The 17,411-nt window shown below is 72.3% G+C and carries 13 protein-coding genes and 2 pseudogenes; 7 read left to right on the top strand and 8 right to left on the bottom strand.

Features of this window, described 5'->3' with window-relative positions:
• Positions 1-165 precede the first annotated feature (165 nt).
• Both ACIRYZ_RS42180 and ACIRYZ_RS42175 read right to left on the bottom strand, forming a co-directional pair.
• The gene (locus tag ACIRYZ_RS42180; protein ID WP_402953967.1) at positions 166-969 is read right to left on the bottom strand and encodes a hypothetical protein; all 804 of its coding nucleotides are present in this window, start codon (positions 967-969) and stop codon (positions 166-168) included.
• Between the two features lie 165 nt (positions 970-1,134).
• The gene (locus ACIRYZ_RS42175; RefSeq protein WP_402953966.1) at positions 1,135-4,689 is read right to left on the bottom strand and encodes a hydantoinase B/oxoprolinase family protein; all 3,555 of its coding nucleotides are present in this window, start codon (positions 4,687-4,689) and stop codon (positions 1,135-1,137) included.
• Positions 4,690-4,827: 138 nt separating this feature from the next.
• On the opposite strand from ACIRYZ_RS42175, the gene ACIRYZ_RS42170 reads away from it, so the two are divergent.
• Positions 4,828-5,985, top strand: coding sequence for an NAD(P) transhydrogenase subunit alpha (locus ACIRYZ_RS42170; RefSeq protein WP_402953965.1), 1,158 nt, complete (start codon positions 4,828-4,830; stop codon positions 5,983-5,985).
• Between the two features lie 79 nt (positions 5,986-6,064).
• On the opposite strand, the pseudogene ACIRYZ_RS42165 reads toward ACIRYZ_RS42170, so the two are convergent.
• Positions 6,065-6,481, bottom strand: a pseudogene (locus ACIRYZ_RS42165) (helix-turn-helix domain-containing protein); the annotation flags it as partial.
• A 221-nt stretch (positions 6,482-6,702) separates the two neighbouring features.
• Here ACIRYZ_RS42165 and ACIRYZ_RS42160 point away from each other — a divergent pair.
• Positions 6,703-7,719 (top strand): zinc-dependent alcohol dehydrogenase family protein, encoded by a 1,017-nt coding sequence (locus ACIRYZ_RS42160; protein WP_402953964.1) that lies wholly within the window; start codon positions 6,703-6,705, stop codon positions 7,717-7,719.
• Positions 7,720-7,773: 54 nt separating this feature from the next.
• A pseudogene (locus tag ACIRYZ_RS42155) lies at positions 7,774-8,073 on the top strand (cupin domain-containing protein); the annotation flags it as partial.
• Between the two features lie 22 nt (positions 8,074-8,095).
• On the opposite strand, the gene ACIRYZ_RS42150 reads toward ACIRYZ_RS42155, so the two are convergent.
• The 4 genes from ACIRYZ_RS42150 to ACIRYZ_RS42135 all read right to left on the bottom strand — a co-directional run bounded on the left by ACIRYZ_RS42150 (position 8,096) and on the right by ACIRYZ_RS42135 (position 14,238).
• The gene (locus ACIRYZ_RS42150; protein WP_402953963.1) at positions 8,096-9,328 is read right to left on the bottom strand and encodes a cytochrome P450; all 1,233 of its coding nucleotides are present in this window, start codon (positions 9,326-9,328) and stop codon (positions 8,096-8,098) included.
• A gap of 87 nt (positions 9,329-9,415) precedes the next feature.
• A complete protein-coding gene (locus tag ACIRYZ_RS42145; RefSeq protein ID WP_402953962.1) occupies positions 9,416-10,639 on the bottom strand; it encodes a cytochrome P450 in 1,224 nt (407 codons plus the stop codon).
• A 45-nt stretch (positions 10,640-10,684) separates the two neighbouring features.
• Complete coding sequence (locus ACIRYZ_RS42140; protein ID WP_402953961.1) at positions 10,685-13,750, bottom strand: amino acid adenylation domain-containing protein; 3,066 nt, start codon at positions 13,748-13,750, stop codon at positions 10,685-10,687.
• Positions 13,751-13,794: 44 nt separating this feature from the next.
• Positions 13,795-14,238, bottom strand: coding sequence for a pyridoxamine 5'-phosphate oxidase family protein (locus tag ACIRYZ_RS42135; protein WP_402953960.1), 444 nt, complete (start codon positions 14,236-14,238; stop codon positions 13,795-13,797).
• Positions 14,239-14,482: 244 nt separating this feature from the next.
• Between ACIRYZ_RS42135 and ACIRYZ_RS42130 the strand changes: the two genes are divergently transcribed.
• The 3 genes from ACIRYZ_RS42130 (at position 14,483) to ACIRYZ_RS42120 (ending at position 16,907) form a co-directional block, all read left to right on the top strand.
• A complete protein-coding gene (locus ACIRYZ_RS42130; protein ID WP_402953959.1) occupies positions 14,483-15,448 on the top strand; it encodes an ATP-binding cassette domain-containing protein in 966 nt (321 codons plus the stop codon).
• A gap of 17 nt (positions 15,449-15,465) precedes the next feature.
• Entirely contained in the window at positions 15,466-16,287 is an 822-nt protein-coding gene (locus ACIRYZ_RS42125; protein ID WP_402953969.1) for an ABC transporter permease, read from the top strand.
• A gap of 224 nt (positions 16,288-16,511) precedes the next feature.
• A complete protein-coding gene (locus ACIRYZ_RS42120) occupies positions 16,512-16,907 on the top strand; it encodes a hypothetical protein (protein ID WP_402953958.1) in 396 nt (131 codons plus the stop codon).
• Here ACIRYZ_RS42120 and ACIRYZ_RS42115 read toward each other — a convergent pair.
• Complete coding sequence (locus ACIRYZ_RS42115; protein ID WP_402953957.1) at positions 16,898-17,251, bottom strand: hypothetical protein; 354 nt, start codon at positions 17,249-17,251, stop codon at positions 16,898-16,900. The two genes, ACIRYZ_RS42120 and ACIRYZ_RS42115, sit on opposite strands and share 10 nt — an antisense overlap.
• Here ACIRYZ_RS42115 and ACIRYZ_RS42110 point away from each other — a divergent pair.
• Complete coding sequence (locus ACIRYZ_RS42110) at positions 17,189-17,371, top strand: helix-turn-helix domain-containing protein (RefSeq protein WP_402953968.1); 183 nt, start codon at positions 17,189-17,191, stop codon at positions 17,369-17,371. The two genes, ACIRYZ_RS42115 and ACIRYZ_RS42110, sit on opposite strands and share 63 nt — an antisense overlap.
• Positions 17,372-17,411: the final 40 nt, after the last annotated feature.

Here is a 17,411-nt window from a genome sequence, read left to right as displayed (position 1 = left end):
CACCACTCGGCAAGACACGAATCTCGCACCTCGCCGCACTCGACCTGGCAGCCTGATCACCCAGCCCGGTTTGCGAATTTCCCAACGGAGTCCTTAAGCCCTGGGTCGTTGACATCGCGATGCTCCCCAGCGGAGACAGTACGTACGGCCACGACACCGGCCGGGTCAGCCGGGCGTCCGGCCGATGTCGCGGCCGAGTTCGAGGGCGAGGATCTGGTCCAGGCGCACGAAGGTCTCGAAACGGGCGCCGTCCGGCAGGGCGGCCCGGGCCTCCAGTGCGTGCAGGGCGCGTACCGCGACCCGGGCGTCCAGATCCTCGTCGAGGCCGTCGAAGCCCGCCTGGACCATGTCGGCCTCCGGCGGGCGGGACGGCTCGCGGGCGCTGTCGGCCACCAGGGCGCGCCAGTGGGCCAGCCGCGCCGTGGCGTTCGCCAAGTCCTCGTCGGTGAGCCGGATCGGGGCGGTGACGGCGTGTTCGAGGAAGATGAGGCGCAGCGCGAGGGGGTCGTGCCGGTCCACGGTCATCGAGCCCGGGGATTCGGCTCCGGAGTCCGGACGGGCGTGGTGGGGCCCCCTCACCGGACCGGTGACCAGGAGCGGCGCGGACGACGGGTCGCAACGCTCGGCCGAGCGACTGGTGATGGCGAGGTCGGCCGCGGCCCGGTCCGAGCCGGCCACTTCGTGACGTGCGCTCAGCCCGGCGGGTGGGTGGACGCCGAGCCGGTCGGCGGCCGCCAGCAGGGCCCGGGTCCCCTCCCCGGGGGCGTCCGGGACGACGAGTTCGATGGTCACCTGCATTCCCTGGGCCTCGCAGGTGCGGGCCAGTACGTCACCGGCCACCAGGGCGCGCAGGTCCCCGAGGCCGAACGGGCGGCCCTGCTCGCCGACGTCGACGATCGCGTGCAGGAGCCCGACCCGGTGCGGGCGGACCTCGGTGCGCTGCCCGGTGCGGGCGTCGGTGATACGCAAGGGCGTCTGCCTCTCGGCTCGGCGGTGTGTGGACAGGATGCGGCACCGTTCGGGTCCTCGTCGGTATGGCCGCTCCCGAGGTCGGCGAAGTTCCCACCGAAGGTCCTGGTGGTCTCCTATCACCATGGGCTCTCCCAAGGCCGCGGCCGCCCCCTGACGACACGTCTAGGGCTTTCCGTAGCCGCCCCCACCCGGGGTGCGGACCTCCAGGGCGTCCCCGGCGTCGACGTCGGCGCTGCCGCAGCCGGGCAGGTCCTCGACGGTGCCGTCGGCGCGCAGGATCCGGTTGGCGCCGAGGCCGCCGGGGGAGCCGCCGGCCATGCCGTACGGTGCGACGTGCCGGTGGCCGGAGAGCAGGCTGACGGTCATCGGTTCGCGGAAGCGCAGTCGGCGCAGCGCGCCGTTGCCACCGTGCCAGCGGCCGGTGCCGCCACTGTCGGGGCGGACGGCGAACTCCTCGACCAGGACGGGCAGGCGCCACTCCAGGACCTCGGGGTCGGTGAGGCGGGAGTTGGTCATGTGGGTCTGGACGACGTCGGCGCCGTGGAAGCCGGGGCCGGCGCCGGAGCCGGAGGCGATGGTCTCGTAGTACTGGTGGTTCTCGTTGCCGAAGCTGAGGTTGTTCATCGTGCCGGAGCCCTCGGCCTGCAGGCCGAGCGCGGCGTAGAGCGCGCCGGTGATGGCCTGCGAGGTCTCGACGTTGCCGGCGGCGACGGCGGCGGGGTGGACCGGGGCGAGCATCGAGCCGGGCGGGACGACGATCCGCAGCGGGCGCAGGCAGCCGTCGTTGAGCGGGATGTCGTCGGCGACGAGGGTGCGGAAGACGTAGAGGACGGCGGCGGTGACCACGGCGGAGGGGGCGTTGAGGTTGCTCCCGAGCTGGGGCGAGGTGCCGGTGAAGTCGATGGTGGCGCTGCGGTCGTCGCGGTCCACCCGGACCTCGACGGCGATCACCGCGCCGGAGTCGGTCTCGTAGCGGTAGCTGCCGTCGGTCAGGCCGTCGATGGCCCGGCGCACCGCCTGCTCGGCGTTGTCCTGGACGTGCCGCATGTAGGCCTGGACGACGTCGAGGCCGAAATGGTCGATCATCGTGTTGACCTCGTCGACGCCCTTGCGGTTGGCGGCGATCTGGGCGCGCAGGTCGGCGAGGTTGGTGTCCGGGTCCCGGGACGGGTACCGGGCCTCGGTGAGCAGCCGTACGGTCTCGGCCTCGCGCAGCCGCCCGTCCACCACCAGCGGCCAGTTGTCGAAGAGCACGCCCTCCTCCTCGATCTCCCGGCTGGTGGCCGGCATCGAGCCGGGGGTGATGCCGCCGATCTCGGCGTGGTGGCCGCGGGAGGCGACGAAGAACAGCACCTCCTGCCCGTCCGGGTCGAAGACCGGGGTCACCACGGTGATGTCGGGAAGGTGGGTGCCGCCGTGGTACGGGTCGTTGACCGCGTAGGTGTCGCCGGGGCGCAGGTCCGGGCCGCGGCGGCGGATCACCTCCTTGACGGTGGTGCCCATCGAGCCGAGGTGGACCGGGATGTGCGGGGCGTTGGCGACGAGGTTGCCGTCCGGGTCGAAGAGGGCGCAGGAGAAGTCCAGCCGCTCCTTGATGTTGACCGACTGGGCGGTGGACTCCAGCCGGGCCCCCATCTGTTGGGCGATCGCCATGAAGAGGTTGTTGAAGACCTCCAGCAGGACGGGGTCGGCGGCGGCGGTGACGGCCTCGTCCGTGCGGGCCTCGACGTGTTCCACCCGCAGGTGCCCGGCCTCCGTCACGGTGGCCTGCCAGCCGTCGTCCACCACGGTGGTGGCGTTGGCTTCGGCGATCACGGCCGGGCCGGTCACGGTGTCCGTGGGGCGCATGGACTCCCGCTCCAGCAGGGGGACGTGGCGCCGTTCGCCGTGGGTGTACAGCGAGACGGTGGTGGGCTCCGCCTTGGCCTCGGAGGTGGGGGAGAGAGCGTCCAGTTCCGGCTGCTCGGTGACGCCGGTGCCCTCGACGGCCAGGGCCTCGATCACCAGCGGGCGGTCCATCAGGAAGGAGTAGGTGGCCCGGTGGCGCTCCTCGAACTCGGCCTTCATGCCGGCCGGTTCGCCGAGGGGGACGCCGATCGTGGTGTCGGTGCCCTGGTAGCGCAGCCGGGCCCGGTGGGCCAGCCGGATCCGGTCCTCCGGTACGCCCTGGTCGAGCAGTTGCTCGGTGGTCGCCGCCGCCAGCTCCTCGGCGAGGGTGCGGACGGCGGCCATCTCCTCCTCTGCCAGCGGCCGTTCGACGGCGTGCTCGCGCAGCACGGTGGTGTCGGCCAGGCCGATGCCGAGGGCGGACAGCACGCCGGCCATCGGCGGGACGAGCACGGTGCGGATGCCCAGCGCCTCGGCCACCGGGCAGGCGACCTGGCCGCCCGCGCCGCCGAAGGTGGTCAGGGCGTAGCGGGTGACGTCGTGGCCCTGCTGGACGGAGATGCGCTTGATCGCGTTGGCGATGTTGCCCACGGCGATCCGCAGGAAGCCCTCGGCCGTCTCCTCGGCCGTACGGTCGCCGATCTCCTCGGCCAGCTCGGCGAACCGGCGTTCGGTCAGCTCCCGGTCGAGCGGCTGGTCGCCGTCCGGGCCGAAGACGTGTGGGAAGTGCCCGGCCTGGATCCGGCCGAGCAGCAGGTTGGCATCGGTCACGGTCAGCGGGCCGCCGCCCCGGTAGCAGGCCGGCCCGGGGTCCGCGCCGGCCGAGTCCGGCCCGACCCGCAGCCGCTCGCCGTCGAAGCGCAGCACCGAGCCGCCGCCCGCGGCGACGGTGTGGATGGCGAGCATCGGCGCCCGCAGCCGCACCCCGGCGACCCGGGTGGTCACCACCCGTTCGTACTCGCCCGCGAAGTGCGACACGTCCGTGGACGTGCCGCCCATGTCGAAGCCGATCACCCGCTGGTGGCCGGCCAGTTCGGACATCCGCACCATGCCGACGATGCCGCCGGCCGGGCCGGAGAGGATCGCGTCCTTGCCCCGGAAGTGCCCGGCCTCCGCCAGCCCGCCGTTGGACTGCATGAACATCAGCCGGACACCGGCCAGTTCGTCCGCCACCTGCCGAACGTAGCGTTGCAGGCCGGGATTGAGGTAGGCGTCGACGACGGCGGTGTCCCCGCGCGGCACCAGCTTCATCAGCGGGCTCGCCTCGCTGGACAGCGACACCTGGTCGAAGCCGAGTCGCTCGGCGAGGCGCCCGATCGCGCGCTCGTGGGCGGGGTGCAGGTAGCTGTGCAGGCAGACCACGGCGACGGAGCGGATTCCGGCGTCCAGACAGTCGCGCAGGTCCTCCGCGAGCCGGTCGAGGTCGGGCGGGCGCAGCACCTCGCCGTCGGCGGCGATCCGCTCGTCCACCTCGACCACCCGGGCGTACAGCGGCTCGGGCAGGGTGATCCCGCGGGCGAAGATCTGCGGCCGGTTCTGGTAGCCGATCCGCAGCGCGTCCGCGAAGCCACGGGTGATGCACAGCGCGGTCGGCTCGCCGGTGCGCTCCAGCAGGGCGTTGGTGGCCACGGTGGTGCCCATCCGGACGGACTCGATGTCCGCTCCCGGGGGGAGCAGGGCCCGGATCCCGGCGACGGCGGGGTCCCGGTAGCGGGCCGGGTCGTGCGAGAGCAGCTTGTGGGTCAGCAGGCGGCCGTCCGGGGTGAGCGCGACCACATCGGTGAAGGTGCCGCCCCGGTCCACCCAGAACTGCCAGCCCCTGGAGGCCATGACCGGCTCCCTCCGCCGTGCCGCGTGTCGTCGCCCCGTGCGCGAGTAGCCCCGCGCACGAGTATCCGGCCAAGCGAAGACGACGGCCAAACGGGACATACTGGGCGTGCGGGCCGACCGGGGGCGACGGAGGCAGCGATGACGACCACGACGGTAGGCGTGCTCCGCGAGACCGCACCCGGCGAGCGCCGGGTGGCCCTGGTGCCCGAGCTGGCACCGGCCGCCGTCCGCCTCGGCGCGACCGTCCTGGTCGAGCCCGACGCCGGCGCCCTGGCCGGGCACCACGACGCCGACTACCTGGCGGCGGGGGCCGCCGTGGTCGGACGGGCCGAACTGCTCCGCCGGGCGGACGTCCTGCTCGGCATCCACCCGCCGAACGTCGACCCGGCGCGCGACCTGCGGCCCGGCCAGGTACTGGCCGCACTGGTACGCCCGCACCGGATCCCGTACCTGGTCCGGCAGTGGGCCGACCGCGGGGTGACGGCGATCGGCCTCGACCTGGCACCGGACCTGCCCGCCGCCTACCCGCTCGACGCCGAGGCCTCCCAGGGCCGGGCGGCCGGCTACCGGGCGGTCCTGCTGGCCGCCACCCGGCTGGACCTCTGCCTGCCGCCCTGGGGCACTACGGACGGGCTGTTCGAGCCGGTCCGGGTGCTGGTGGTCGGCGCCGGCCACGCGGGGCTGCAGGCGATCGACACGGCCCACCGCCTGGGCGCGCTGGTCCGAACGGTCGAACCGCGCCACCGCGAGCGCGCCGCAGTCGCCGCCTTGGGTGCCGAACTGCTGGACCTGCCCGGACTCCCCCCGGTGGCGGACGACCGGGACCCGTGGGATACCCCCGACCGTGAACGCCGACCGGCCTGGGTGGCCGGCCTCGCCGAGGCCGTCGCCCACCACGACGTGGTCGTCACGGCCCTCGACCTGCCCGGCCGGACGCCCCCGGTGCTGCTCCGTACGGCGGCGGTGGCACGGATGCGGCCGGGCTCGGTCCTCGTGGACCTGTCGGCCGGCCCGGAGGGCGGCACCATCGAGGGCGTCCGGCCGGACACCGCCACGCTGGTCGGCGACGGGGTGACGGTCATCGGCGCCGGGGAGCTCGCCGCCCAGGTGCCCGTGACCGCCTCGCTCGCGTACGCCCACAACGCGCTCGCACTGCTCGACCGCCTGCTGCGGGGCAGGGAGCCTGCGGCCGACCCGGTGCTCGGGCCGATGCTGGTGACCGACCGGGGCATGGTACGGCACGAGCCCACCCGCCGGTTCCTCCAGGACGCGACCGCCCTCGCCGGGCTGCCGTAACGCCTCAGGGCGTGCTTTCCCAACCTCTCGGGCGCCCTTCCCCGATGCCGTGGTCGCGGAGCGGGCCGACCTGCCAGCCGTTGGCAGCGAGCAGGTCCAGCCGGCCGTTGCGGACGAAGGCGGGGCCGGCCGTGATCGCGTCCAGGGTCCACTGCAGGCTGCGGTGCGGCGTCCAGGCCCGGGCACGGCGCCGGGGTCGGACGAGGGCGTCGGAGCTGTCGGCGGCCTGCGCCAGATGCAGCAGATGGGCGCGTTCGGGGTCGTCGAGACACAGTGCCCGGGCGACGGATTCCAGGACGGCGGGGGAGGCGCCCGCCAGGTTGCCGCGCTCCAGCTTGGCGTAGTACTCCACGCTCACGTCCGCGAGCGCCGCGACCTCGCTCCTGCGCAGGCCCGGGACCCGCCTGCGGCTGCCGGCGGGCAGGCCCACCCGCTCGGGAGTGATCTTCGCTCGCCGCGAGCTGAGGAACTTGCGGACCTCCTGGCTGTTGTCCACCCCTCGACCGTACGGCGTCCCGGGCCCGGGAGGGATGTACTGCCGGTACACCCCTCGCTGGTGACTCGCTGCGCGACCCGGAAACGGGTTCTCTGGATGGCGTGGCGCTCCTCGTCCGGCCGTGAAGACGGCGGGGCGCGCAGCGCGCACCCGACCCGCACTCGGCGGCGGCCGGTTCGCCCCGTACGACCGCGCGCCCCGGTATGCAAAGGAATCCCCTCATGCGCGGAACTGTGATCCACGCCCCCGGCGACGTCCGCATCGAGACCCTGGACGACCCGACGATCCTCCATCCGACCGACGCGATCATCCGCACCGCCGCCACCTGCGTGTGCGGATCGGACCTGTGGCCGTACCGCGGCCTGGAGCCGATCGGCGACCCGCATCCGATGGGGCACGAGTACGTCGGCTTCGTGGAGGAGGTCGGCAGCGAGGTCACCGGCCTGCGGGCCGGCCAGTTCGTCGTCGGCTCGTTCGCCACCTCGGACAACACCTGCCCGAACTGCCGGAACGGGTTCCCGTCGAACTGCGTGCACCGCGAGTTCATGAGCACCTGCCAGGCCGACTACGTGCGCATTCCCAACGCCCAGGGCACCCTGGTCGCCACCGATGAGGTGCCCGGCGAGGAGTTCTGGCCGGGCCTGCTGGCCGTCTCCGACGTGATGGGCACCGGCTGGTGGGCCGCCGACGCCGCCGAGGTGAAGCCCGGCTCGACCGCCGTGGTGGTCGGCGACGGTGCGGTGGGCCTGTGCGGGGTGATCGCCGCCAAGCAGATGGGCGCGGAGCGGATCATCGCGATGAGCCGCCACGAATCCCGGCAGAAGCTGGCCCGGGAGTTCGGCGCGACCGACCTCGTCACCGAGCGCGGTGAGGAAGGAGTGGCCCGGATCAAGGAGCTGACCGGCGGGATCGGCGCCGACAGCGTGCTGGAGTGCGTGGGCACCGCCGAATCCATGCAGCAGGCCCTGCGCTCCGCCCGTCCCGGCGGCAGCGTCGGCTTCGTCGGCGTCCCGCACGGGGTCTCCGTCGACGGGCAGGAACTGTTCTTCTCCCACGTCGGCCTGCGCGGCGGCCCCGCTCCCGTCCGCCGCTACCTGCCCGACCTGCTCGACCACGTCCTGACCGGCCGGATCGACCCGGGCACGGTCTTCGACCTCACCCTGCCCCTGGACCAGGTCGCCGAGGGCTACCGGGCGATGGACGAGCGCCGCGCCATCAAGGCCCTCCTCAAGCCCTGACCTACGGCCGCCTCGATGCCCTTGCCCGCTTGCCTTCAACCGAAAGGAAACCCCATGGAATTCGTCCAGCCCCAGCCCACCAGCAAGGCCCCGGCCGACTGGTTCACCGGCGACGTCTGGTGGGACGTCATCGTCGCCGGCCAGGCACCCTCCCGCCTGCGGGCGAACCTCGTCCGCTTCGCTCCCGGCGCCCGCACCCACTGGCACGCCCACGCCGTGGGCCAGACCCTCCACGTGGTCTCCGGCACCGCGCTCATCGGCACCCGCGACGGCACGATCCTCGAAGCCCACCCCGGCGACACCGTCAGCTGCCCACCCGGCGAGGAGCACTGGCACGGCGCCGCGCCCGACCGGTGATTCGGACCAGGGCTGCCGCCTACGCGGCGGCCCCGGGGGCGCTCCAGCTGACGGGGAGGGTGATGGGTGACTTGCTCGGTGACTCGTCCTCCCAGATGGGCTGGTGGCCTTCGGCCAGGCGCAGGTGGGGGAGCCGGTCGAACAGCACCTCCAGGCATACGGTCATCTGGGCGCGTGCCAGGTGGGAGCCGACACAGTTGTGCGCCCCACGGCCGAAGGTGAGGTGGGGGTTGTCCGCGCGGCACAGGTCGAGCCGGTCTCCGTCGGTGAACACACTCCCGTCGCGGTTGGCGGAGGCGAGTACGGGCAGCACGGCGTCGCCGACGCGGATCGTGCGGCCGTGCAGATCAATGTCCTCGACGGCCTGGAGGACGACGACGCCGTTCATCACCGGTACGTAGCGCAGCAGTTCCTCCACCGCACCGGGCATGAGGTCGCGGTTGTCGCGCAGGCGTGCGTACTCGCCGGGCGCGGTCAGCAGGGTCAGCACGGCGTCGGCCAGGAACATGGTGCTCGTGCGGTATCCGGCGACCAGCATGGAGAGCCCGAAGCTCACCGCGCTCTCATGGTCCAGCGTGCCGTGCTCGCACTCGCGGACCAGTTTGGTGAGCACGTCGTCATCGGGCTCGCGCCGCTTCCCCTCCAGCAGCGCGGTGATGTAAGCGCGCAGTTGGGCGGTGGCCTCGCGGCCCTCCTTCAGGGTGAGTAGGGCCCCGAGCGCGGCGTCCGCCTTGGGCAGGAAGTACTGGCTGTCGTCGTAGGGGATGCCCACCAGGTCGCACATCACCATGACGGGGAAGGGCTCCAGGAACCGGACGACCAGGTCGCCGGGCTGGTCGCCGCCGAGGAACGCATCGAGCAGTTGGTCGGCCGACTGCCGGATGCGCGGCAGCCGGCTTCGGATGGACCGGACACTGAACGGCTCGCTCAATGTCCTGCGCAGGGCGGCGTGCCGGGGGCCCTCCAGTTCCATCATCGTGATCAGGCCCGGCTCGTCACCGGGGGCCTGGCCGGGGCAGGGCGGCCAGGCGTTGATGCTCGGCCGGATCAGCCGGGAGTCGGCGACCAGTTCCTTGACGTCGTCGTACCGGGTCACGTACCAGGCGGTGGCGCCGATCGGCAGCCGGACCTTGACCAGCGGGCACTCCTGGCGCAGCCGGCCGTACTCCTCGGGTGGCCCCATCGTGCCCGGCGGCGGGAGGGGCAGGTCGATGACGGGCGCGTCGACGACAGGTTCCGGCGTGGTGTTCACGGGTGGACCTCCCCTTCCTCGTGTGCGGCCGGGCGCGAGGGTTCGGTCGTCTGGGTTCGACCGGGTGCGAGGGGCCTGCGGGCCGGTTCACCAGCTGACCGGGAGCGTCAGTGGGGACTTGGTGACGGACTGGTCGTCCCAGCGGGGTTCGTGCCCGTCGGCCGGGCGCAGCCGGGGGAAGCGGTCGAACAACGCCTCCAGTCCGACGGTCAGTTCGGCGCGTGCGAGGTGGGCGCCGACGCAGTTGTGGGCTCCCCGGCCGAAGGTGAGGTGCGGGTTGTCCGCGCGGCACGGGTCGAGCCGGGCGGCGTCGGCGAACACGCTCCCGTCTCGGTTGGCGGAGGCCAGTACGGGGATGACGGCTTCGCCCGCGCGGATGCTCTGCCCGCCTGCCTCGATGTCCTCGGTGGCCAGCAGCAGCACGGTGCCGTTCATCACCGGCATGTAGCGCAGTATCTCCTCCACCGCCCCGGGCATGAGGTTGCGGCGGTCGCGCAGGCGGGCCCACAGCTGTGGCCTCTCCAGCAGGGTGTGCACCGAGTCGGCCAGGAAGAAGCCGCTGATGCCGAAGCCGACGGTGAGCATGGACAGCCCGAAGGCCATCACCTCGTCATGGAGCAGCACTCCGCCGTCGCACTGGCCGACCAGCCGGGTCAGGATGTCGTCACCGGGTCGGCTCCGCTTCCGTGCGATCAGCTCGGCCATGTACGCGCGCAGCAGGTCGGTGACCCTGTTCGCGTCCTCGGAGGTCACCATGGTGTCGAGGGCTGCGTCCAGCACCGGAAGGAACCAGTCCTGGTCCTGGAAGGGGATGCCCACCAGGTCGCACAGTACGAGCAGCGGGAACGGTTCGGTGAATCCGGCGACCAGGTCGCCGGCGCGGCCGTCTTCCTCGAACTCCTCCAGCAGGTGCTCGGCGAGTTCGCGGATGCGCGGCAGTCGGTCCCGGACGGCTCGGGAGCTGAACGCCGGTGCTACGGCCCTGCGCAGGGCCACGTGCCGGGGGCCGTCCAGTTCCGCCATGGTGACCAGGCGCGGCCCGTCGTCCGCGCTCTGCCCGGGGCGGGGCGGCCAGTCGTTGATGGTCGGCCTGATCAGCCGGGGGTCCGCGAGCAGCTCCCGGACGTCCCCGTACCGGGTGGCGTACCAGGCGGTCGCGTCCATCGGTAGCCTCACCCTGGCCATGGGGCAGCTCTCGCGCAGCCGTGCGCACTCCTCGGGCGGGCCCATGGTGCCCGGCCGCGGGAGCGGGAACTCCAGTACGTCCAGCTCGGGGCCGGGTGCCGGCGCGCTGGTTGGCTGTGAGGTCATGCTCGCTCCTCTTGCGAGGGGGGGCTGCTTGCGGGGGTGCCGCGGTCACGGGCGCTCGATGTAGCCGGTGGTGTAGAAGTACTCCAGGTAGCGGTCCAGCAGCTGCGCGTCGACCGGAGGGCAGTGCAGGCCCGCGGCGGCCAGGTCGCGTTCGACGTTGGCCCGCCCGACGGTCGGGAAGGTGCCCTCGAAGTACATCTCCTTGACGGACATGTCCGCCTGCTTGCAGCGGTCCACGCACAGGGAGACGAACGGGGCCGTGGGGCTCGTGGGGTGCTGCGCGACATGGCGGACGAGTTCGCCCACCCACTCCTCGTAGGGGAGCCGGCTGATCCGGTGGCCGCCCGCGTCCATCCGGTCGAGCATGTCGCGCAGGCTCGCCGCGCGGGGATTGGTCAGGTGGTAGGTCCGGCGGGTGGTGCGGTGCCTCGTGGCGATGTGCACCACCGCGTCGGCGAGGTAGTCCACCGGGACGAAGTCCAGCGGCAGCGGGATGTCGGGGGCCAGCCCGGTCTCGCTGATCGTCTTGAACAGCGAGCAGATCGCGGTGTCGGTGTTGCAGGCGCCGGTGTTACGGTCGCCGGTGATCTCGTACGGCCGGTAGATCGCCACCGGCAGGCCTTGGTCCGCGGCGTTGCGCAGCACCTCCTCGGCGACCCACTTGCTCTCGGCGTAGCCCATGGTGAGCCGGTCGGCGTGGTCGAGCGGCAGGTCCTCGTCGACGTGCCGTACGCCGGCGGTTCCGAAGCCGGCCAGCACCGCGATGGTGGAGAGGAAGTGCAGCGGGACGCCGCGTCCGGCCGCCAGCCGGACGATCTCCCTGGTGCCTTCCACGTTGGTGCGGCGCAGCGCCTCGTACGGGTAGAGGAAGTTGACCTGCGCGGCCGCGTGGATCACCAGGTCGAGGGTGTCGGCGAGCTCGTCGGCGCGGCCCGGTTCCAGACCGAGGCCGGGCTCGGCGAGGTCGGCGGGGAAGCACAGGATGCGGTCGGCGGCTTCGGCGGCGGCGAGGTCGAAGCGGGCCAGGCTCCGCGCCACCTTCTGCCGGGCGTGAGTACGGTCCCGGCTTCGTACCGGGCAGTGCACCCGGGCGTCGGTGCGGCGCAGCAGCGCGGCCAGCAGGAACGCGCCGACGAAGCCGGAGGCGCCGGTGAGCAGCACCTCCCCGGGGTGCCGCCAGTCGGGGTCCGGTCCGCGTTGTGCCGGCAGGGTGAAGCCCAGCTGTGCTTCGGCGCGGAAGTCCACCGGTCCCGTGTCGGCGCTCGCCTTGCCGGGCCGGTCCTTGATGGTGGCGACGGCGGCGGTGAAGTCCTCCAGCGCGGGGGATCGCAGCAGGTTGTGGACCAGGGTGCGGCCGTGCCGGGCGTCGAGGTCGAAGGCGGTCAGCGTACGGGTGACGGTCTCGGCCGCGAGCAGGGAGTCGCCGCCGATGGCGAAGAAGCTGTCGCCCGGCGCCGGGTGCACGCCCAGTACCAGCTGCCAGACCTGCGCCACCGTGTCCTGCAGACCGGGCCCGGGCAGACCGGGCCCGGAGCCGTCCGCCGCTGCCGGGGTGGCGGTGGTTTCGGTCGCCGTCAGCCTGCGCAGCCGATGGCGGTCGACCTTGCCTGCGGCGGTGACAGGGAACCGTGCGAGTTCCACCAGCCGCGCGGGTACCGCGACGGCGGGCAGCCAGGTGGCGAGGGAATTGCGGATGTGGTCCAGGGGCAGCGCCTGGCCGGGATGAGCTGGTGTCATGTACCCGATCAGCGTGTCGCCGTCCCGTTCGACGACGGCCTCGCCCACCGCGTCATCCGCCCGCAGCCGGGTCTCGATCTCCTCCGGTTCGATGCGGTGCCCGCGCAGCTTGATCTGCCGGTCGACCCGGGCCCGGTACTCCAGTGTGCCGTCCGCGCGCCGGAGCACCCGGTCACCGGTGCGGTAGAGGCGCGTACCGGGTTCGACGGGGCTGTCGACGAAGCGTTCCGCGGTCAGCTCGGGGTCGCCGAGGTATCCGAGCGCGAGCCCGTCTCCGCCGACGAGCAGTTCGCCCTCCTCGCCGGTGCCGGCGGGGGTGCCGTTCGCCCGCAGTACCTGGCAGGTGGAGTTCTCCAGCGGGCGGCCGATCGGCACGGCCGTCACCTCGGGCGGCAGATCGTGTACCAGGTGTGCGGTGGAGACGACGCTGTTCTCGGTCGGGCCGTAGAAGTTGACCACGGCGGTGCCCGGGCAGGCCGCCAGTACCGCGCGGGCCAGCTCCGGGTCCATCGCCTCACCGCCGGCCGAGGCGAACCGCAGGGACCGCAGTGCCGACGGCCTGGTGCGGGCGATGTGGTGGAACACCCCGGTGGTCAGATAGGCGATGCCGACGTGTTCGGAACGCAGCAGTGACTCCAGGGCGGCCGGTGACAGCAGTTCCTCCTGGTCGGCGATCACGATGCAGGCGCCGGCGAGCAGCGCGGGCCAGATCTCGATGGTGGAGGCGTCCGAGGAGAGGCCGTAGGCGTGAAGCACCCGCTCACCGGGCCGAGGACGCTGGCCGACCAGGTCGGAGACCGCCAGCCGCACGACTCCGCGGTGCGGGATCGCCACCGGTTTGGGGCGGCCGGTCGAGCCGGAGGTGAACATCACGTAGGCGCAGTCGGTGGGCCGTACCCGGGTCCGCGGTACCGAGGCCGGTGCGGCCGGTGCAGGCCCGCCCAGGTTGACACGGGTGCGCACGCGCCGGAGGCGGCGGGCGCTGCCGGGCAGGATGACGACGGTATGCACCCCCGCGTCCTCGGCCATGGCCTGCAGTCGCGCCGGCGGCGAGGTGTCGTCGAGTGGGACGTACGCTGCGCCGGTCTTGAGGATGCCCAGGAAGGCGACCAGCGCCTCCGGGCACCGTGTCCCGCACACTCCGACCATGTCGCCGTGCCGCACACCGGAGTCGTGCAGCCGGGTGGCCAGTGCGTCGGAGCGGATCCTGAGTTCGCCGTAGCTGATGCCGCGGTCGTGCTGCGTGCAGGCGGTGGCCTGCGGGCGGCGTGCCGCCCAGGCGTCGAACAGCTCGTGGAGACAGCGGTCGCGTGGACAGCCCACCTTCTCGGCGTGCTCGTTCGCCGCCTGGTGCGTCATGGCCCGGGTGTTCATCGGAATGTCCCGCTCTCTGCCGCATGTCCGGGTGGCACAGGCAGCTAGTGCTCGAACTCCTTGGCGAAGGCGGCGAAGTCGGCGGTCCGCCATCTCTCGGGCCTCATCCGGATGAGGACGTTGTCGGTCAGCTGCCGGCGGTTGGCCGCCAGGTACGCCGTCGCCGTGTCCGGGTCCAGGTACCGGTGGGCCAGCTCCTCGTGTTCGGCCGGCGGGATCGGGTCCTCGACGGCCACCACGGGCCCCTCCACGCTGACGTACCGGTACGGTGCCGTCTCGTTCTGCGTGCACAGGCTGAACCGGCCCGCGCCGCGGATGAGCCGGGCCTTCAGCGATTCCCGCCCGGTCTGGACCGTCACCAGCCCGCCGGGCCGGTAGGAGTACCAGATCGGGAGCAGTAACGGCCCACCGCCGTCGCGTGGATCGTCCACCCCCAGGATCCCCACGTGCACTCCGGCGAGGAATTCCTCCCGGTCTTCGACCGACATCCTGAGATCCACTGGTACCGCCTCGATTCGGCAGGGGAACCCGGCGGATCGGCCGCCCCGGTCCCTCTCCCAGACTTCCACCACACCCGGGTGGCTCGCATCCGGGCGGGCTGCCGGGCGGGCCACTGCGAACACAGGACCCGCCGGCGCGTGGGCTACCGGGCCGTTCCCCGGCCGGAAAGCAGAATGAGGGGTCCTGTCAGCGCTGGCCGTCAGGTGGTTCACCGGGAGAAGGAGAAGGCGCATGAGGGCGGCCATCCGAGCCGAGGGCCTGGTGAAGACCTTCGGCGACGTACGGGCCCTGGACGGGGTCGACCTGGACGTGCCGGAGGGGACGGTACTGGGCCTGCTCGGCCCCAACGGCTCGGGCAAGAGCACCACGGTACGGGTGCTCACCACGCTGCTGCGGCCCGACGTCGGCAGCGCTTACGTGGCGGGCGTGGACGTGCTCAGGCACCCCGCCCGAGTCCGCAGTCTGATGGGTCTGTGCGGCCAGTACGCGGCGGTCGACGAGTACCTCACCGGCCGGGAGAACCTCCAGATGGTCGGCCAGCTCTACCAGATGCGGACCAGGGCCGCCAAGGCGCGCGCCCGGGAGCTGCTGGAGTGGTTCAACCTCGCCGAGGCGGCCGACCGGCTGGCCAGGACCTACTCCGGCGGTATGCGCCGCCGGCTCGACCTGGCGGCCGCGCTGGTGGTGCGGCCCCCGGTGATGTTCCTCGACGAACCCACCACCGGGTTGGACCCGCGCAACCGGCTGGCGCTGTGGGAGGTCATCGAGACGCTGGTGGCGGAGGGCACCACCCTGCTGCTCACCACCCAGCACCTGGAAGAGGCCGACCGCCTCGCGCACGACATCGCCGTGGTCGACCGCGGCCGGGTGATCGCACGCGGCTCCGCCGACGACCTCAAGGCCGGGATCGGCGGTGAGCGGGTGGAAGTGGTGGTCCACCAGCGCGAGCTGATCGGTGCGGCCGTCGCGGCGCTCACCCCGTACGGCAAGGGCCGGCCCAGCGTGGAGCAGCACACCCGGCGGATCGCCATGCCGGTGGACGGGGGCGCCCGGGTACTCGCCGACGTCATCCGCGAGCTGGACGGGCGGGGCATCCTCATCGACGACATCGGCCTGCGCAGGCCCACCCTCGACGACGTCTTCCTCTTCCTCACCGGCCACACGGCCGGGGAGAGCGACCCTGACAAGGAGGTCTGACCGTGGTCGACACCGTGATGAGGGGGCGGGCGATCCCGCAGCCGCGCGGCGGAGTCGTCCAGATGGCGCGGGATTCCTGGGTGGTCGCCCAGCGGAACCTGCGCCGGATGACCCGGATCCCCGAGATCGTGATCCTCGGGCTGCTGCAGCCGGTGATGTTCGTGCTGCTCTTCTCGTACGTGCTGGGCGGCGCGATCAACGTACCGGGCGGCGGCTACCGTGAGTTCCTCATGGCCGGGATCTTCGCCCAGACGGTCACCTTCGCGGTGGAGGGGGCCTCCGCCGGCATTGCGGAGGACATGACCAAGGGCCTGATGGACCGCTTCCGCTCGCTGCCCATGACACGTTCGGCGGTGCTCGCCGGGCGGACTCTGGCCGACCTGGCGCAGAGCGCCTTCACCCTGCTGGTGCTGGCGATGGTGGCGATGCCGGTGGGCTGGGGGGCGCACCGCGGGGTGCTCAGGGCACTGGGTGCCTTCCTGCTGCTGCTCGCGCTGGGCTACGCCTTCTCCTGGATCGGGGCGCTGATCGGACTGTCGGTGCGCAGCCCGGAGGCCGCCAGTTCGGCCGGCCTGATCTGGCTCTTCCCGCTCACGTTTCTCTCCAACGCCTTCGTGCCGGTGGACACCATGCCCAAGTGGCTGCAGCCGATCGCCTACTGGAACCCGTTCAGCGCCACCGTCCAGGCCTGCCGGAACCTGTTCGGCAACCCCGGGGCCGACGGCGCGCACGTCTGGCCGATGCAGCATCCGATCGTGGCGTCCGCGCTCTGGTCACTGCTGATCACGGGGCTGTTCTCCTGGCTGGCGGTGCGCAAGTACCGCAACGCGACCAGCTGACCGAGCTGTCGCCCCTCACGGTCCGAGCCGCACGACAAGTCGTGCCTCGGTGAGGAACGCAGCAGCGTCGAGGCAATTGTCATGAATCCGCCTTGTCGCCATATCCCTTGGACTAGAGTCGAGTTGAGGTCGCCGGACGCTCGTCGACGTGAGCTCCGATGTCCTTGATCGCTCGGCGAATGGTCCATGCGGCCTCTCTTGAGGCCTCCGGACAAGGAGAGTTGATGCACAGGAAGTTCTCTGTCGCCCTCGGAGCGGTGGTCCTGTCCACCGCCGCGTTGTCCGCTGCCGTCGGCCCGGCGTCGGCCGCCGTCGCGAGGCCGGCGAACACGTCCGGCCCGTTCCGGGTCCACTCCTACTCGGGCACTGTCGGCGCGACACCCAGCGCGTGGGCGGGTTCAAGTGCGCAGATCTGCTTCAACATCTGGGGCAACCACCTGAGCGACGGCTACTACGTGCTGTTCGTGTCGGACTCGGGAACCCAGTGGACGGCTCACTACTACGGGCCGAAGAACAAGACGTGCAGCCCGTGGAAGTACTTCGGCGGCAACTTCCGTGCGCGGATCCTCCCGCACGGGAACGCCAGCGTCTATGCCGACATCTGGCTGTACTACAACTGAGTCGAGCGGCGGCGCCGAGGAAAGCGACCGGCGCCCAGGGGCCGGAACGCCCAACGGACCGGCTTCGTCATCGCCACCGAGCTGACGTCGGGCGGCCCCTGCACCCGCACGGCTGACGGCAGGCCGACGCGGAGGGCGCCGACCACCCTGTCTTCCGCCGCTACCGCCACGCCGTCGAAGACCACCACACCTGCCACCACCACGTCACCGACTGCGCCCGCACCCTCGGCTACGACCCCCGCACCCGCACCCTCACCCGCGCCACCCCCACCGCCGCCGGCCTGAGCGCCGAACAGTTCCTCGACCAGCGCATCCTGCTGGAAGCCAAACGCCTCCTCGCCCACACCGACCTGCCCGTCGCCCGCTGCGCCGAACGTCTCGGCTTCGAGGACGCCGCGAACTTCAGCACATTCTTCCGCCGCCAGACGGGTCAGACTCCCAGCCGCTGGCGCACCGGGCCGTGATGGTGAATGATCCGCCCTCTCGCCGTGCCCGCTTGCCGCC

Origin of the sequence: Kitasatospora sp. NPDC101155 (assembly GCF_044768305.1) — a bacterium.
GTDB lineage: Bacteria > Actinomycetota > Actinomycetes > Streptomycetales > Streptomycetaceae > Kitasatospora.
This window is presented reverse-complemented; position numbering and strand designations above follow the sequence as displayed.

What these genes read in the sequence shown, in the direction of transcription:
- ACIRYZ_RS42125 (WP_402953969.1), top strand. Translation starts at nt 15,466, where the DNA reads ATGAGGGGGCGGGCGATCCCGCAGCCGCGCGGCGGAGTCGTCCAGATG.
- ACIRYZ_RS42120 (WP_402953958.1), top strand. Translation starts at nt 16,512, where the DNA reads ATGCACAGGAAGTTCTCTGTCGCCCTCGGAGCGGTGGTCCTGTCCACC.
- ACIRYZ_RS42170 (WP_402953965.1), top strand. Translation starts at nt 4,828, where the DNA reads ATGACGACCACGACGGTAGGCGTGCTCCGCGAGACCGCACCCGGCGAG.
- ACIRYZ_RS42175 (WP_402953966.1), bottom strand. Translation starts at nt 4,689, where the DNA reads ATGGCCTCCAGGGGCTGGCAGTTCTGGGTGGACCGGGGCGGCACCTTC.
- ACIRYZ_RS42140 (WP_402953961.1), bottom strand. Translation starts at nt 13,750, where the DNA reads ATGAACACCCGGGCCATGACGCACCAGGCGGCGAACGAGCACGCCGAG.
- ACIRYZ_RS42135 (WP_402953960.1), bottom strand. Translation starts at nt 14,238, where the DNA reads ATGTCGGTCGAAGACCGGGAGGAATTCCTCGCCGGAGTGCACGTGGGG.
- ACIRYZ_RS42145 (WP_402953962.1), bottom strand. Translation starts at nt 10,639, where the DNA reads ATGACCTCACAGCCAACCAGCGCGCCGGCACCCGGCCCCGAGCTGGAC.
- ACIRYZ_RS42160 (WP_402953964.1), top strand. Translation starts at nt 6,703, where the DNA reads ATGCGCGGAACTGTGATCCACGCCCCCGGCGACGTCCGCATCGAGACC.
- ACIRYZ_RS42130 (WP_402953959.1), top strand. Translation starts at nt 14,483, where the DNA reads ATGAGGGCGGCCATCCGAGCCGAGGGCCTGGTGAAGACCTTCGGCGAC.